This is a genomic window from Tsukamurella sputi, assembly GCF_007858445.1.
GTDB classification, from domain to species: Bacteria; Actinomycetota; Actinomycetes; order Mycobacteriales; family Mycobacteriaceae; genus Tsukamurella; species Tsukamurella sputi.
This window is the reverse complement of record NZ_VIGV01000001.1, coordinates 921,754-936,892: the sequence shown is the minus strand read 5'-3', so window position 1 is coordinate 936,892 and position 15,139 is coordinate 921,754. Positions and strand designations below refer to the sequence as shown.

The window sequence follows — 15,139 nt, the reverse complement described above, 5'->3', positions numbered from 1 at the left end:
GGTCGTCCGATATGCTCCGTTCACCGGTTCGGCCGCGAGCACCACGGCGGTCGTCGTAAGAGGGAATCCGGTGTGAATCCGGAACTGTCCCGCAGCGGTGAGTGGGAACGACGTCGCCATCGAGCACTGGGCCTGCGGCCCGGGAAGCGGCGGCGGAGGAAGACCTCGATCACGAGGAAGCGCCCCGAGTCCGAAGACCTGCCGGTACGTCGGCGCAGGAGCGACGACGCGAACCGTGAGGCCGAGGAGCCGAGAAGAAACATGAATACCGATTCACCCGCGCGGCGGGTGATGCCCCGCGTCCTGGTCGCTCTGCTCGCCGGCTTCGCGATCGCCGTATCCGCCTGCTCCGCACCGGATCGGCCCGGACCTTCGAGCGTCTCCGCGACGCCGCGGATCAGTCTCGTCGACGACGCCGGGCGCACCGTCGAACTCGATGGCCCCGTGCAGCGCGCGGTGGTCGCGAACCGCTACAACAGTGAGCTGATCCGGGCCATGGGAAAGATCGACCGCGTCGTGTCCGTGGACCTGAACACCGCCCAGGACCGTGCCTATTGGCCGATGTTCGACCCGGCGAACGTGATCGGTAAGGGGCAGGACGATCTCAACCTCGAAAAGGTCACGTCCCTCCACCCCGACGTGCTGATCCTGCCCCGCAACTCGAAAGCGGACGAGTACGCGCAGAAGCTGGCGCCGTCGGGGATCAAAGTGCTCGTCGTGACGGGGTGGGACAACGCGAAGCTGCCGGGGCAGATGGATATTCTCGGCAAGGCGTTCGGTGATCGCTCCGCGGCGCAGCGGGTGACCGACTTCTTCCAGCGGACCATCGCGTCCGTGACTGAGCGGGTGGGCTCACAGAACCCGAAGAAGACCGTCTACTGGGAGTACGGGGACCCGTACACCACGGCGATCCCGGGGACCTCGAACGACGGCTGGCACAACATGATCGTCTCCGCGGGCGGGGTCAACGTCTTCGGTGATCCGACGCTGAAGGGCGCCACGGTCGATCCGGAGAAGATCCTTCAGGCGAATCCCGATCTGATCGTCAAGACCACGTCGGGTGGGGCGCTCAAGAACACCGGGCGCTACACACCGCCCGAGGACGGAGAGTTCGCGCGGATCGGTGCGGACATGGTCGCCCGCACCGGATGGCCGCAGCTGAAGGCGGTCCGCGCGGGCGATGTGTACCTGATGACGGGCTTCGCGGGCGGCGGGCTGGGCAAGGCGGTGGGCACCGTGTACCTCGCGAAGTGGCTGTATCCGGAGCAGATGAAGGACATCGACCCCGATCACGTGTTCACCGAATGGCTGGCGACACAGGGGATGCCGTTCGTCGCAGGGCACACCTTCCGCGTGCCCGCGGCTGGATTACCTCGACCGACGCGCCGTCGACCGCGGGCCCCGCGCCGGACGACGTCGCGGCGCTCGCCCGCTGGCGCTGGCGCAAGCGGGCGATCCTCGTGGCAGCGGTACTGGTCACGGTGGCCCTGGCCTGGCTCGGCGTGGTGCACGGCGTCACGGACATCAGCTCGCGGCGCCTGCTCGCGACCGTCCTCCCTGGTGGCGGCTCTCTCGGTCGGCCGCTGGACTGGCTGGAGTGGTCGGCGCTGATCGACCTGCGACTGCCCCGGATCGCGCTCGCCGTCGTGGCCGGGGCAGGGCTCGCCTGGTGCGGCTGCGGGATGCAGATCATCACCGGGAATCCGATGGCGAGTCCGTTCACGACAGGGATCTCGCACGCGGCGGCGTTCGGGGCGGCGCTATCGATCCTGGGGGCCTTCACGATCGGGGGTTCGGCGACCGCCGCGACGATCGCATCGGCGTTCGTCATGGCGTGCCTGTGCTCGCTTCTCGTGGTGGGGATAGCGTCCGCCGCCCGGCTCGGCCCGACCGCCATCGTGCTGTCGGGCATCGCCATCAGCTACCTCTTCGCGGCGCTGTCCGCCGGCATGCAGTACGTGGCCGATGAACGTGCGCTTTCGGCGATCGTCAGTTGGACCTTCGGTGACCTGGGCAGGGGCGACTGGAACCGGATCGGCGTGATCACCGTGGTCGTCGCCCTGGCCGGGGTCCACACCCTCGCCAACGCACGCCGGTTCCAGCGGCTCGCCGCGGGTGACGAGGCGGCGATCGCGCTCGGTGTCCCGGTCCGCCGGCTACGGCTCGAGACGGGGTTCGTGGTCACCGGTGTCGCCGCGACGATCATCAGCGTCACCGGTGTGATCGGCTTCGTCGGTCTGGTGGCGCCGCACATCGCCGGGATGCTCGTGGGCGCCGACGAGAGATACCGGCTCCCGCTCGCGGGAATCGTCGGCGCCGCTGTGGTCCTGGGCGCGGACCTCGCCGGAAGGCTGGTACTGAGCCCCGTGATCGTGCCGGTGGGGATCGTCGTCTCGCTCGTCGGGGTTCCGATGTTCCTCTGGCTGATTCTCCGGGAGGGCCGATGGGCACGGCGGTGAGCGCGGAGCCGACGACATCGGGGCTGCGGATCGAGGGCCTCGTCGCGGCTCACCGTCGTCGTGGTGCCCCGGCGATCAGCGACGTCGACCTGATGGTCGGCCGCGGTGAGATCGTCGGAGTCATCGGCCCGAACGGGTGCGGCAAGTCGACCCTGGTGAAGTCGGTGGTCGGCGTCCTGACACCACGAGCGGGGAGGGTCACGGTCGACGGGACGGACACGACGCGGACGCGACCCGCGCGCCGGGCGAGGCTTCTCGGCTACGTTCCCCAACAGGACACGGTCCAGGCACCTGCCCTGACCGTCGTCGAATCGATCGCGCTCGGGCTGCACACGCGTCCGCGCGGGGCCGATGGATTCGAGCGCGCCGTCACGATCGCGGAGGAACTCGGTCTCGGAGGGTTGTCGCTGCGCCGTGCCACCGAGCTGAGCGGCGGCCAACGACAACGTGTCCTGATCGGCCGTGCGCTCGCGGGCGCGGCCCCCTACCTGCTTCTCGACGAACCCGTGAGCAATCTGGATCTGCGTTATCAGGTGGAGATCATGGATCTGCTGCGCGGGCTCGCCGATACCGGGACGGGGGTGCTCGTCGTGCTGCACGATTTGAACCTGGCAGCGGCCCATTGCGATCGACTCGCCGTGATGTCCGACGGGCGGATCCTGTACGAGGGAGCGGCGGACCGCGTCGTCACCGACGACCTCGTGCGGAGCCTGTACGGGCCGGTCGCCACCGTCGCGGAGATCGACGGCGCCCGGTACGTCCTTCCCCGACGACGGGGAGGGGCGTCATGAGCGGGCTCGAGCGGATCCTCGACGACGTGGACGGACTGGGGCAGCCCTTCCGGATCCGGACGGTCCGGCCCGGCGATGCCGACGGCGATGCGGTCCGCTTCAGCGCCGCGCGTCTCGCTGACGCGACTTCGGGCGAGGCGGTGCGCATGGCGGACCTGCACGCGGACTTCCGTCGCATGCCGCGTGCCCGTCACGCTGCCTCGCTGGTCTTCCAGCGGTACAGCCACCGGGTGTGCGGTGTCGCGGTGGCCGCCTGGTACCGCCATGGCACTGTGCTCGACCTGTCCGCCGGGAACGTCGTGATCCGGTTCGTCGGCGGTACGCCCGACGGAATCGAGCTGCGCGAGGCGCGGACGGTCGACGGGACCGGCGTCGGCGGTGTGCTGCGGACCGTGCTGGACGCGCATCTGGTTCCCGTCGCCCGAGCGCTCAGTGCCGCTCGCGGTCCGGGAATGCCGAACCTCCTCGGCAACGCCGCCGCAGGCTTCGCCGGCGCTTTCCGGACACTGTCCGCGCGCTATCCCGGGGACGACGTGGTCCGCGCTGCCGAGCTCTTCCTCGCCGCGGATCCGCGTCTCGCGCGCGGTGGGACGTTCCGTACGGTGGACGGCCCGCGGGGGCCGCGCCTGCAGTACGACCGTTCGAGTTGTTGCCACTGGTACGCGGCTCCCGACGGCAAGTACTGCTCGTGGTGCTCCCGGCTGACGCCGGACGAGCGCACCGCCCGCTACCTCGAGGCTATGCGCGCAGAGCGGTGAACGCCGCGTCCCGTCCGATCTGCACGGCGCGGGAGATCAGCGGACCGTCGTTCGAGAGCCGCCCGACGGCGGGGCTACCGGACGGGACCCACACCTGCAGCACCTCCGCCGCGCCGGGCACCACGGGGTCCGGCGCGGGCGCAGCCCTGCGCGCGGTGAAGTAGGCGTCCAGGATCCACTGCTCGGCGCGCGAGGAACGCGGCGCCGCATCCGCTTCGACGGTGCGCAGCACCAGCAGGTGCGTCGCGCCCTGCTCGATCGGGGTCGCCAGCGGGACCTTCTCGGCGAGGCCGCCGTCGAGGAACTCGCGGCCCCCGAGCCGCACGGGCGGGCCGGCCAGCAGGGGGAGCGCGGTGGTCGCGCGCAGCGCGGTCCGCAGGGTCGCGGCATCGGTGATGAACGGCGCGAGGTCCGCGACCCGGCGGGTGTGCGCGTCGACAGCCAAGGGATGCAAGCTGATCGGGCTGGCGAGGATCGCGTCGAAGTTCATCGGCGTGACGTCGGAGTAGACGCGTTCCACGAGTCGGCGCGTGTCGACGACGACCCCGCCGCGCAGCACCCGGCGCGGATGCACCACCCGCTCGGCCAGGACGTCCTCCCAGCCCCACGAGGGCAGCCACCGTCGGCCTTCGCCCGAGACGAGCCACGCGGCGTTCAGGCCGCCGCCGGAGGTGCCGTACACCGCGTCGATCGCGGGCAGGAGGCCGAGCTCGTCCACGGCGATCGCCATGCCGGCGGAGTACGCCGAGCGCGAGCCGCCGCCCTCGATGCACACGGCGATCCGCAGACCGTCGGACCGCTGTCCGGGGACGCTGCCCGAGGCGAGTCGAGCCCGCAGGGCATCCAGCATCGTCATCCGACCGGCACCCCGTAGCCGACGAGGCCCGAGGTCTCGGTCAGGCGGTAGGTCCAGGCGCTGATCCCGCCCTCCTGATTGCCGCCGATCGTCGTGACCTCGTCGCCCGACACGGCGACCACGAAGTTGGTGTGCTGGCGCATCACCGGATGCTCCGGCGCGTACAGCACCACATCGCCCGGCACCGGACGATACGCCGTCGCGGACCGGAGCTTTCCGGCCTTCTGGAAGTACTCCGTGAGGGTGTACACGCCGGGAATGCGCCACGTCCCGGAGTTGGGATTGCGCAGCGGCAGTCCGGAATCGCGGAGCACCGTCGAGACGAAGTCCGCGCACCACGGCTCCTCGACACCCTCCGAGAAGGCCGTGCCCGGCCGATTCTCGGCGAACTCCTGTCGCAGATTCTCGATGATGCGAACCCTTGACGGATCGAGGCCCGCCGTGCTGACGGTGGGGAAGACCCTCGGCTTGAGCTCGGTGGGGAGATGCCTGGAGAGCGGCGTCTCGTGCGCCGTCGACAACCAGATCGCACCACCGGCGATCACCACCAGCGCCGCGAACACCGCCGCGATGATGAGTCCGATCCTCCGTAGCCCCATGGATCCACCGTACGCAATGAGCCGGATGCGATCATGGACCGATGAGCCCGCACATCGTGACCTGCACGATCAAGCCGGGGAGCCGCAAGGGGCCCGTCGTCGAGATCGGCGACGACGGTGCGCTGACCCTGTTCGTCCGCGAGCCCGCGACCGAGGGGAAGGCGAACAGGGCGGCCGTCGGCCTGCTCGCCGCCCACCTCGGCGTGCCGAAGTCCCGCGTGCGGTTGATCGCGGGGCAGACGAGCAGGCTCAAGCGGTTCGCCGTCGACGACTGATCGCGCGCCGCTCCGGCGGGCACTCGCAGGTGCCCGCGCGCGGCACGCATGCACCGAGTGGCATGCTGGGGGTGCAGCTGGTCTGCCGCCCGAGGCCTCGGACGCGGCATCGAAGCGCGCGGTGCGCCGCGACGTGAAGAGGGAACCCGGTGGGAATCCGGGACTGTCCCGCAGCGGTGAGCAGGAACGAAAGTCGCGATGACGCACTGGACCCTCGGTCTGGGAAGCAGCGACCGGTAGGAACGAGTACGAGGCCTGCGAGTCCGAATACCTGCCCGCTGTACCGGACGCGCCGCGTCCGGTGGTGTGCCGCCTCGCGGAATGGGCGTGCGACCGCAGGAGGACGAGACGTCGGCAGGCGGGCTCGTCGTCGTGCGTACGTGCGTCCGGACGGGCGGTCACCGCCCGCTACGCACGAAAGGAACGGTCCACCCGTGACCGCACCGAACTTCACCCGCACCGTTCTCGGTGTTCCCCGCATCGGCCCCCGCCGCGAGCTCAAGCGCGCGATCGAGGGCTACTGGAAGGGCTCCGTGAGCCGCGCCGATCTCGAGTCGACCGCCGCAGGCCTGCGGCGCGACGAATGGGCGCGCCTGGTCACGGCCGGCCTGGACTCCGTGCCCACCAACACCTTCAGCTACTACGACCAGATCCTCGACACCGCCGAACTGCTCGGCGCACTGCCGCCCCGCGTCGCTGCGATCGCCGACCCGGTGGACCGCTACTTCGCGGCCGCACGCGGCAACGCCGAGGTCACGCCGCTCGAGATGACCAAGTGGTTCGACACGAACTACCACTACCTCGTCCCCGAGATCTCGGACGCCACCAGCTTCTCGCTGCACCCGGAGAAGGTCCTCGGCGACCTGGCGGAGGCCCTCGCGCAGGGCGTGCCCGCGCGCCCCGTCGTTGTCGGGCCGATCACCTTCCTCGCGCTGTCCAAGGCCGTCGACGGCGCCGGCGATCCGCTGGCCCGCATCGACGAGCTGCTGCCCCTCTACCGGGACCTGCTCGGACGGCTCGCGGCTCAGGGCGCGCAGTGGGTCCAGTTCGACGAGCCCGTACTCGTCAGCGAGGCGGGTCTCGGTCTCGCCGACACCGCGGCGAAGGTCTACGGGGAGCTGGCCGAGGTGGCCGAGCGTCCCGCGATCGCCGTTGCCACGTACTTCGGCTCGCCCGGCCCGTCGCTCGCCGCGCTCGCCGGCACCGCGGTCGAGGCGATCGCCGTCGACCTGGTGACCGACCCGAGCACCGTCGATCTCGTCGCCGGGACGCCGGCGCTCGCCGACAAGCTGCTTCTCGCCGGCGTCGTCGACGGTCGCAACGTCTGGCGCACGGACCTCGAGGCCGCGCTCGCGACGCTCGGTACCCTCACCGGGTCTGCGGCACTGGCCGTGAGCACGTCGTGCTCGCTGCTGCACGTGCCCTACACCGTCTCGGCCGAGACCGCGCCCGAGCCCGCCGGCGCCGAGGGCGTGCGCGCATGGCTCGCGTTCGCCGAGGAGAAGGTCGCCGAGGTCGTCGTCCTGTCCCGCGCGCTCGCCGAGGGGCGCCCTGTGGTGGCCGCCGAATTCGGGCGGAGTGCCGCCGTGCGTGCCGCACGCGCGGCCGATCCACGCCTGCACGACGATGCCGTGCGGGGCCGCCTGAGTGACATCCGTGCGACCGGAACCGGCCGTGCTGTCGCGGCGGAACGCGCTGTCGCACAGCGGGAGCGGCTGGGCCTGCCGCTCCTGCCGACCACGACCATCGGCTCGTATCCGCAGACCGGCGCGATCCGCGTCGCCCGCGCGGACCTGCGCGCCGGCCGGATCGACGAGGCCGAGTACGTGCGCCGCATGCAGGCCGAGATCGCCGACGTGGTGAAGCTGCAGGAGGACCTCGGGATCGACGTGCTGGTGCACGGCGAGCCCGAGCGCAACGACATGGTGCAGTACTTCGCGGAGCGCCTCGACGGCTTCCTCGCCACCGACAACGGCTGGGTGCAGTCCTACGGCACCCGCTGCGTGCGGCCGCCGATCCTCTTCGGCGACGTGCGTCGCGCCGAGCCGATGACGGTCTCGTGGATCACATACGCGCAGACCCTCACCGAGCGGCCGGTCAAGGGCATGCTCACCGGCCCGGTCACGATCCTCGCGTGGTCCTTCGTGCGCGACGACCAGCCGCTCGCCGACTCCGCAGATCAGGTGGCGCTCGCGATCCGCGACGAGACCGTCGATCTGGAGCAGGCGGGAGTGAAGATCATCCAGGTCGACGAGCCCGCCCTGCGTGAGTTGTTGCCGCTGCGTGCCGCGGACCGTCCGGCGTACCTGGACTGGGCCACCGGCTCGTTCCGGCTGTCGACCTCGGGCGTCGAGGACGACACCCAGATCCACACGCACCTGTGCTATTCGGAGTTCGGCGACGTGATCGGCGCCATCGCCGACCTCGACGCGGACGTCACCTCGATCGAGGCGGCCCGCTCGCGCATGGAGATCCTCGACGACTTGAACCAGGCGGGCTTCGCGAACCAGGTCGGGCCGGGCGTCTACGACATCCACTCACCCCGCGTGCCTGCGCAGGACGAGGTCGAGGCGTCGCTCCGCGCGGCGCTGGAAGCCGTTCCTGCGGAGCGCCTCTGGGTGAACCCGGATTGCGGCCTAAAGACGCGTGGCACCGAGGAGACGGTGGCCTCGCTGCGTAACCTCGTCGCGGCGGCCAAGGCGGTCCGCGCGAGCCTCTGAGGCCCCGGTTCCGAGAGGCAGTGGGCGCCTCCGGAACCGGACACCGCCGCCGGGGTAGGCGTCACCTGCCCCGGCGGCACCCTCAGGGGATCAGCTCCGCCGCAACCGGATGTGCAATCCGTCGTCGTGGTGGACCGTCGCGCGGACCTCGAAGACGTCGCTGATCGTCTCGGCGAGGAGGACCTCGTCGGGAGTCCCGTCGGCGACGACGGCGCCGCTGCGCAGGATCACGATCCGATCGCAGAACATCGCCGCCAGGTTCATGTCGTGCAGTGCCATCACCGCGGTGAGGCCGGAGTCCAGGACACGGTCACGGACCAGTCCGAGCAGTCCGAGTTGATGTTTGACGTCCAAATGGTTCGTCGGCTCGTCGAGCACCATCACCTCGGGCTGCTGGACGAACGCGCGGGCGATGTGCACGCGCTGGCGCTCACCGCCGGACAGGGTGTGGTAGCCGGCGTCGAGCAACGGGGTCAGCTCGGTCTCGTCCGCGACCGCGGCCACGATCGCGCGGTCGCTCCTCGACGTGCCGGACCACGCCGCGCGATGCGGAATGCGCCCCAGCTCGATGACGTCCCGGACCGTCGGGTTCTGGTCGGTGTCGGAGGCCTGCTCGACGAAGGCGATCCGCCGCGCCGCTGTGCGGCGGGACATGCCGGCAAGATCCTCGCCGTCGAGTTCGACACGCCCGGAGTCCGGCCGGCGGAGTCCGACGAGTAGCCGTAGCAACGAGGACTTCCCACTGCCGTTCGGACCCAACAGGCCCACCACCTCGCCCGGCCGGGCCTCCAGATCCACGTCGTCGACGATCCGGCGGGCGCCCACGCCCCAGCTCGCGCCCCGCGCGCACAGTGTCATCGGCGTGCCTGCCGAATCATGATGATCAGGAAGGCCGGTACGCCCACCAGCGCGGTCGCGACCCCCACGGGGAGGTCCTGCGGCGCGAGGACCACCCGGCTCACCGCGTCGACCCAGACCAGGAAGATCGCGCCGAGCAGGGCCACCGTCGGCATGCTGACCCGGTGTCGCACGCCGACGAGGGCCCGGGCCACATGGGGGAGCACGAGCCCGACGAATCCGATGGCGCCCGAGGTGCTGACGACGACCGCCGTGATGAGCGCGGTCGTCACCAGGAGCAGCATCCGGGTGCGGCGGATGTTCACGCCGAGCGCTGCGGCCGCGTCTTCGCCGAAGGTGAAGGTGTCGAGCGCGGATGAGTAGTACAGGCAGATGGCCACGCCGAGGAGCACCGCGGCGGCGCACATCGCCACCTCGGTCCAGCTCGCAGAGGCCAGCGATCCGAGCAGCCAGAACAGCACACCGCGGGTCTGCTCCGCGTCGGCCGCGATGTACACGATGAACGAGGTCAGGGCGGCGAAGAGTTGCGTCGCGGCGATACCGGCGAGAACGACGCGGTCGAGCGTCCCACCGGCGAGGCGCGCCATGAGGAGTACCAGGCCGAACGCGAGTAGTGCCCCGAGGAAGGCGCCGCCCGCCAGGCCGACGGTGCCGGTCCCCACGCCGAGCACGACCACCGTGACGGCGCCCATCGAGGCGCCCGACGAGACGCCCAGGACGAACGGGTCGGCGAGCGGGTTCCGCAACAGCGACTGCAGCACCGCCCCGGAGATCGCCAGGCCGGCGCCGCAGAGGGCGGCGAGCAGGGAGCGCGGCAGGCGGAGATCCCAGACGATCCCCTCCCGGATCCGGGACAGGCCCGAATCTCCGCCCAGGACTTTGGCGCGCGCCACCGCGAGGACGTCGCTCGCGCCGACGTCGGAGGGACCGACCACGATCGCCAGGACGATCGATGCGACGAGGACCGCCACTCCCGCGAGCCACAGGACCGGGGCGGCCGTCGCGCGCACGCGGACGGCCACGGGCTCAGCCCGCCAGGCCGAGGCGGCGCAGCCCGTCGGCGGCGTCCTCGATGCCGTAGACGGTGCGGATCGACGGGTTCATCGCGGCACCGGTGATCGCGATGTAGCGCTTGTTCTTCACCGCGTCCATCTCCCGAGTCACGGGGTTCGACTCCAGGTACGCGATCTTCGCGGCGGCGGTCTCCGCCGTCTCGCTCTTGCGGGTCAGGTCGCCGACGAAGATCACCGTCGGATTGCGCTGGGCGACGGCCTCCCAATTGATCTGCGGCCACTCGTCCTTCGTGTCGTCGAAGACGTTCTTGATGCCGAGGGTGTTGGCGATGATGCCCGGTGCACCACAGCATCCGGCGAGGTACGGGGACTCCGCGCTGGCGAACCAGAACATCGCCGAGACGTCCTTGGCCTTCGCCCCGGACTCAGTGGCACCGACCCGGCCCTTGAGGTCGGCGATCAGCTTCTCCCCGGCCGCGGGAACATCGGTGAGGCGAGCGAGCTCCGTGATCTCCCGGTAGATGAGGTCGAGGGTCAGCGGTGTGTCCCGGGTACCGTCGCCGCCGGTGGCCCGCTTGCCCTCGCATTCGGTGGGTGTGAGGTATGTCGGCACGCCGAGTTTCTCGAAGCGCTCGCGCGGTGCCACACCTCCCTGCGCAAGAGTGCTCGTGAAGGACGCCGTGACCAGGTCGGGTTCCTTGCTCAAGACGGATTCGAACGACGGGTAGTTGTCAGCGAGGCGGGGCACTTTCGCATTGGCCGCCTCGAGTGAGGGGAGGACCGGATCGGTCCACGTCCCGGTTCCGACCATCCGGTCGGCGAGACCGAGCGACAGCAGGATCTCAGTGGAACTCTGATTGAGTGAGACGATGCGCTGGGGCTTCTTCTCGACGGCGACGGTCTCCCCGCAGTTCGCGAGTCGAATGGGGTACGCCCCGCCGCCGGTAGTAGACGGATCCGTGGGGGCGTTGTTCTGGCCGCAGGCGGCCAGAACAAGACAGGCGATCGTCATCGCGCCGAGGCGACGCAGCGTCATCATCGGTGAAACCTCCGGTCCGGAGCCCGGAACGCGGGGCCCGCTCACCACCGGGCGGCGGATGCCGCCCGGCGGCCAGCAGGTCTTCGGACTCGAGGGATCGACCGGCGGCGGGCGCCTTCCCGGAGTCGGTACTCCAGTGGCGCAATGCCCGCGCCGTACTCCTTCACCGCTGCGCGTCAGTTCCGGATTCGCACCGGATTCCCCGCCCCGGTCAGGGGCGTGCTGGCACGGATCACCCTAGCGGACCGGCCGGTCACCCCTCGATGACGGCGACGAGATCGCCACCGTCGACCTGGGTGGGGCCGGCGAGGGCTACCCGGCTGACGGTGCCGGCGACGGGGGCGGTGATGGCGGCTTCCATTTTCATGGCTTCGATGGTGGCGATCTGGTCGCCGATCTCGACGGTGGATCCGGTGTGCACGGTGGGTGTGACGACGCCGGCGAACGGCGCGGCGATGTGGCCGGGGTTGGTTTTGTCGGCGCGTTCGGCGGCGGGCACCTCGGCCTGCACCGCGCGGTCACGCACGGAGACGGTGCGTAGTTGGCCGTTGAGGGTGCAGACGAGCGTGCGGTTGCCGTGCTCGTCGGGTTCGCCGACGCCCTCGAGTTTGATGAGCAGTTCGACGCCGGTGGCCAGCTGCACGCGGTGTTCTTCGCCTTGGCGTAGTCCGTAGAGGAATTGGTTGGTGGAGAGTTTGGAGACGTCGCCGAATTCGGCCAGGTGGTCGGTGAACTCGCGCATGGGGCCGGGGAAGAGCAGGCGGCTCAGCGCCGCGCGGCGCTGCTCCGAGCTGCCTGCCAGCTGCTCGGCTTCGTCGGTGGGGACGTCGCTGACCGGGGCGGCGTCGGCGCGGCCCTGCAGGGCGCGGGTGCGCAGCGGCTCGGGCCATCCGCCGGGCGGGGTGCCCAGTTCGCCGCGCAGGAAGCCGATCACCGAGTCGGGGATGTCGTAGCGGCCGGGGTCGGAGGCGAACTCGTCCGCCGAGACGCCGGTGCCGACGAGGGCGAGGGCGAGGTCGCCGACGACCTTCGACGACGGGGTGACCTTGACCAGCCGGCCGAGCATGCGGTCGGCGGCGGCGTAGGCGTTCTCGATGTCCTCGAACCGCTCCGCCAGCCCGAGCGCGCCTGCTTGCTGGCGCAGGTTCGACAGTTGCCCGCCGGGGATCTCGTGGTGGTAGACCCGCCCGGTGGGGGCCCGCAGGCCGGATTCGAACGGGGCGTAGGCGCCGCGGACGGCCTCCCAGTACGGCTCGAGCGCGCACACCTTGTCGAGGTCGATGCCGGTGTCGCGGTCGGTGTGCGCGGTGGCGGCGACGATCGACGACAGGGAGGGCTGGCTCGTCGTGCCGGACAGCGGAGCGGCGGCACCGTCGACGGCGTCCGCGCCGGCGGTCCAGGCGGCGAGGTAGGTGGCCAGTTGCCCGCCCGGGGTGTCGTGGGTGTGCACGTGCACCGGAAGGTCGAACTCGCGGCGCAGCGCGGTCACCAGGGTGGTCGCCGCGGCCGGGCGGAGCAGGCCGGCCATGTCCTTGATCGCGAGGACGTGCGCGCCGGCCTGCACGATCTTCTCGGCGACGTGCAGGTAGTAGTCGAGCGTGTAGAGCTGCTCGCCCGGGTTCGACAGGTCGCCGGTGTAGGACAGGGCGCCCTCGGCGACCGCGGTGCCGGTGGCGAGGACGGCCTCGATCGCCGGGCGCATCTGCTCGACGTCGTTGAGCGCGTCGAAGATCCGGAAGATGTCCACGCCGGTGGCGGCGGCCTCGGCGACGAACGCGTCGGTCACCTGCTGCGGGTACGGGGTGTACCCGACGGTGTTGCGGCCGCGCAGCAGCATCTGCAAGCAGATGTTCGGCATGGCCTCCCGCAGCACGGCGAGGCGCTCCCACGGGTCCTCGTGCAGGAACCGCAACGCCACATCGTAGGTCGCGCCGCCCCACGCCTCCACCGACAGCAGCTGCGGCATCAACCGCGCCTCATACGGGGCGATGGTCGCCAGCGCCGAGGTCCGCACACGGGTGGCCAGCAGCGACTGATGCGCATCCCGGAAGGTGGTGTCGGTGACCGCCAGCGCCGTCTGCGCCCGCAGGTCCGCCGCGAACCCGGCCGGCCCCAGCCGGTCCAGGCGCTGCTTCGAACCCTCCGGGGCGGGCGCCGTGAGATCGAGCGCGGGGACCTTGTCGGAGGCGTACACCTTCGTCGGCCGGGTGCCGTGCGGCTTGTTGACCGTCACGTCCGCGAGGTAGCGCAGGATCTTCGAGGCCGTGTCCTGCGAGCCCCGCGCCGTCAGCAGCTCGGGGCGCTGCTCGATGAACGACGTCGTCACCTCCCCGGCGACGAACGCCGGATCGGACAGCACCGCCTGCAAGTACGGGATGTTCGTCGCGACACCGCGGATGCGGAACTCCGCCAACGCGCGCCGCGCCCGCACGATCGCCGTCGCCCGGTCCCGGCCGCGGGTGGTCAGCTTGACCAACATCGAATCGAAGTGCGGGCTGATCTCCGCACCCACCGACGTGCCGCCGTCGAGGCGGATCCCCGCGCCGCCCGGCGTCCGATACGCCGACACGCGGCCCGTGTCCGGACGGAAGCCGTCCGTCGGGTCCTCCGTGGTGATACGGCACTGCAGCGCCGCACCATTGAGACGAATCGCATCCTGCGTCAGGCCCAACTCGGGCAGCGTGGAACCGGACGCGACCTTGAGCTGCGCCGCGACCAGGTCGACGTCGGTGACCTCCTCGGTCACCGTGTGCTCCACCTGAATCCGCGGGTTCATCTCGATGAAAACATGCCGCCCCTGCGGATCGACGAGGAACTCGACCGTGCCCGCACAGCTGTAACCGATCGCCCTGGCGAAGTTCACCGCATCGGCGCACAGGCGCTCGCGCAGCTCCTCCGAGATGTTCGGCGCCGGCGCCATCTCGATGACCTTCTGATGCCGCCGCTGCAACGAACAGTCCCGCTCGAAGAGGTGGATCACATTCCCCGCGGTGTCGGCGAGGATCTGCACCTCGATGTGCCGCGGATCGATCACCGCCTCCTCGAGGAACACCGTCGGATCACCGAACGCCGATTCCGCCTCCCGCGAAGCGATCTCGATCGCATCCCGCAAGCCGCCGATCTCCGCGACACGGCGCATACCGCGGCCGCCGCCACCCGCGACCGCCTTGACGAAGACCGGGAAGTGCATGTCCTGCGCCGCGGCGAGCAGCTCATCGACATCCGACGACGGCGCCGTCGACGCCAGGACCGGCAAGCCCGCCTCCCGAGCCGCCGCGATCGCCCGCGCCTTATTACCCGTCAGCTCCAACACCTCGGTCGGGGGACCCACGAAGGTGATACCCCGCTCCGCGCACGCCGCCGCCAGATCCGGGTTCTCCGAAAGGAACCCGTAGCCCGGGTACACCGCGTCGGCGCCCGCCTTCTCGGCGATGCGGATGATCTCCGAGACATCGAGGTACGCACGGACCGGATGCCCCTCCACCCCGATCTGATACGCCTCGTCCGCCTTCTGACGGTGCGGAGAATTCCGATCCTCGTACGGATAGACGGCCACCGTTCGCGCGCCGCTCTCCACCGCCGCACGGAATCCGCGGATCGCGATCTCACCACGGTTCGCCACCAGGACTTTATTGAACATGTTGTGCTACCACCGGTCTTCGTGGGACTGGACGACGTACTCTTCCGACGGTCAGGACTGTCTGCTCCGCCGCCGTTGCTGACGATGATATTGACCGCACGGCCGGTGTCACAGGTGATCGCGGGAACGGG

General features: G+C 70.5%; 12 protein-coding genes and 3 riboswitches. Of the genes, 6 read left to right on the top strand and 6 right to left on the bottom strand.

Features of this window, described 5'->3' with window-relative positions; translation table 11 throughout:
- Window positions 1-7 precede the first annotated feature (7 nt).
- Window positions 8-220: riboswitch (cobalamin riboswitch) on the top strand.
- A gap of 41 nt (window positions 221-261) precedes the next feature.
- The 4 genes from FK268_RS04550 to FK268_RS04535 are packed head-to-tail and all read left to right on the top strand — an operon-like array spanning window position 262 to window position 4,008.
- The gene (locus tag FK268_RS04550) at window positions 262-1,611 is read left to right on the top strand and encodes an ABC transporter substrate-binding protein (RefSeq protein WP_231706906.1); all 1,350 of its coding nucleotides are present in this window, start codon (window positions 262-264) and stop codon (window positions 1,609-1,611) included.
- On the top strand, window positions 1,503-2,459 hold the full coding sequence (locus FK268_RS04545) for a FecCD family ABC transporter permease (RefSeq protein ID WP_231706937.1): 957 nt from the start codon (window positions 1,503-1,505) through the stop codon (window positions 2,457-2,459). The genes FK268_RS04550 and FK268_RS04545 overlap by 109 nt, the downstream gene beginning before the upstream one ends.
- Entirely contained in the window at window positions 2,456-3,250 is a 795-nt protein-coding gene (locus FK268_RS04540; protein ID WP_158636036.1) for an ABC transporter ATP-binding protein, read from the top strand. The genes FK268_RS04545 and FK268_RS04540 overlap by 4 nt, the downstream gene beginning before the upstream one ends.
- On the top strand, window positions 3,247-4,008 hold the full coding sequence (locus FK268_RS04535) for an IucA/IucC family C-terminal-domain containing protein (RefSeq protein WP_146431495.1): 762 nt from the start codon (window positions 3,247-3,249) through the stop codon (window positions 4,006-4,008). Before FK268_RS04540 ends, FK268_RS04535 begins: the two co-directional genes overlap by 4 nt.
- On the opposite strand, the gene FK268_RS04530 is transcribed toward FK268_RS04535, so the two are convergent.
- Together FK268_RS04530 and FK268_RS04525 are read right to left on the bottom strand one after the other, a co-directional pair.
- Window positions 3,989-4,864: a patatin-like phospholipase family protein gene (locus FK268_RS04530; protein ID WP_146431493.1), complete on the bottom strand. Its 876-nt coding sequence runs from the start codon at window positions 4,862-4,864 to the stop codon at window positions 3,989-3,991. The two genes, FK268_RS04535 and FK268_RS04530, sit on opposite strands and share 20 nt — an antisense overlap.
- Window positions 4,861-5,463, bottom strand: coding sequence for a CHAP domain-containing protein (locus FK268_RS04525; RefSeq protein WP_146431492.1), 603 nt, complete (start codon window positions 5,461-5,463; stop codon window positions 4,861-4,863). The genes FK268_RS04530 and FK268_RS04525 overlap by 4 nt, the downstream gene beginning before the upstream one ends.
- A gap of 41 nt (window positions 5,464-5,504) precedes the next feature.
- On the opposite strand from FK268_RS04525, the gene FK268_RS04520 reads away from it, so the two are divergent.
- Both FK268_RS04520 and metE read left to right on the top strand, forming a co-directional pair.
- A complete protein-coding gene (locus tag FK268_RS04520) occupies window positions 5,505-5,738 on the top strand; it encodes a DUF167 domain-containing protein (RefSeq protein ID WP_166443440.1) in 234 nt (77 codons plus the stop codon).
- 120 nt (window positions 5,739-5,858) lie between these two features.
- Window positions 5,859-6,014: riboswitch (cobalamin riboswitch) on the top strand.
- Between the two features lie 158 nt (window positions 6,015-6,172).
- On the top strand, window positions 6,173-8,458 hold the full coding sequence (metE, locus tag FK268_RS04515; RefSeq protein WP_146431490.1) for a 5-methyltetrahydropteroyltriglutamate--homocysteine S-methyltransferase: 2,286 nt from the start codon (window positions 6,173-6,175) through the stop codon (window positions 8,456-8,458).
- Between the two features lie 90 nt (window positions 8,459-8,548).
- Here metE and FK268_RS04510 read toward each other — a convergent pair whose 3' ends face one another.
- From FK268_RS04510 to FK268_RS04495, 4 genes are all read right to left on the bottom strand, one after another.
- On the bottom strand, window positions 8,549-9,316 hold the full coding sequence (locus tag FK268_RS04510) for an ABC transporter ATP-binding protein (RefSeq protein ID WP_146431488.1): 768 nt from the start codon (window positions 9,314-9,316) through the stop codon (window positions 8,549-8,551).
- Complete coding sequence (locus FK268_RS04505; protein ID WP_146431486.1) at window positions 9,313-10,338, bottom strand: FecCD family ABC transporter permease; 1,026 nt, start codon at window positions 10,336-10,338, stop codon at window positions 9,313-9,315. The genes FK268_RS04510 and FK268_RS04505 overlap by 4 nt, the downstream gene beginning before the upstream one ends.
- Window positions 10,339-10,342: 4 nt before the next feature.
- Window positions 10,343-11,368 (bottom strand): ABC transporter substrate-binding protein, encoded by a 1,026-nt coding sequence (locus FK268_RS04500; RefSeq protein ID WP_146431484.1) that lies wholly within the window; start codon window positions 11,366-11,368, stop codon window positions 10,343-10,345.
- Between the two features lie 57 nt (window positions 11,369-11,425).
- Window positions 11,426-11,608, bottom strand: a riboswitch (cobalamin riboswitch).
- Between the two features lie 13 nt (window positions 11,609-11,621).
- Window positions 11,622-15,008 carry a pyruvate carboxylase gene (locus FK268_RS04495; RefSeq protein WP_146431482.1) on the bottom strand — a complete coding sequence of 1,129 codons (3,387 nt, stop codon included), beginning with the start codon at window positions 15,006-15,008 and terminating at the stop codon, window positions 11,622-11,624.
- Window positions 15,009-15,139 lie beyond the last annotated feature (131 nt).

Excerpts from the sequence above, each read along its gene's own strand:
- FK268_RS04520 (WP_166443440.1), top strand. The coding sequence starts at position 5,505 with ATGAGCCCGCACATCGTGACCTGCACGATCAAGCCGGGGAGCCGCAAG.
- FK268_RS04525 (WP_146431492.1), bottom strand. The coding sequence starts at position 5,463 with ATGGGGCTACGGAGGATCGGACTCATCATCGCGGCGGTGTTCGCGGCG.
- FK268_RS04550 (WP_231706906.1), top strand. The coding sequence starts at position 262 with ATGAATACCGATTCACCCGCGCGGCGGGTGATGCCCCGCGTCCTGGTC.
- FK268_RS04530 (WP_146431493.1), bottom strand. The coding sequence starts at position 4,864 with ATGACGATGCTGGATGCCCTGCGGGCTCGACTCGCCTCGGGCAGCGTC.
- FK268_RS04500 (WP_146431484.1), bottom strand. The coding sequence starts at position 11,368 with ATGATGACGCTGCGTCGCCTCGGCGCGATGACGATCGCCTGTCTTGTT.
- FK268_RS04535 (WP_146431495.1), top strand. The coding sequence starts at position 3,247 with ATGAGCGGGCTCGAGCGGATCCTCGACGACGTGGACGGACTGGGGCAG.
- FK268_RS04495 (WP_146431482.1), bottom strand. The coding sequence starts at position 15,008 with ATGTTCAATAAAGTCCTGGTGGCGAACCGTGGTGAGATCGCGATCCGC.
- FK268_RS04510 (WP_146431488.1), bottom strand. The coding sequence starts at position 9,316 with ATGACACTGTGCGCGCGGGGCGCGAGCTGGGGCGTGGGCGCCCGCCGG.